This window comes from Exiguobacterium sp. SH3S3, from assembly GCF_004337115.1.
Classification (GTDB): Bacteria; Bacillota; Bacilli; order Exiguobacteriales; family Exiguobacteriaceae; genus Exiguobacterium; species Exiguobacterium aurantiacum_A.
Genome location: NZ_SJUU01000054.1, coordinates 1 through 233 on the forward strand (window position 1 = coordinate 1; position 233 = coordinate 233).

The window sequence follows — 233 nt, forward strand, 5'->3', positions numbered from 1 at the left end:
GCCGCCGAAGGTGGGACAGATGATTGGGGTGAAGTCGTAACAAGGTAGCCGTATCGGAAGGTGCGGCTGGATCACCTCCTTTCTAAGGAAAATGCCCATGTGGCATTGCCCATCGTTCAGTTTTGAGGGTTCGTCCCTCGATTGTTCTTTGAAAACTGAAGATTCATCAAGACATCAAACCAAGAAAAATATGCATGGTCCGTTCGGACCGTGTGTCTTAGAAACGCTAGATC

At 48.5% G+C, this 233-nt stretch carries 1 rRNA gene; it reads left to right on the forward strand.

What is annotated here, in order from left to right:
- Positions 1-82: ribosomal RNA gene (locus tag EVJ28_RS14050) — 16S ribosomal RNA — on the forward strand; the annotation flags it as partial.
- Positions 83-233: the final 151 nt, after the last annotated feature.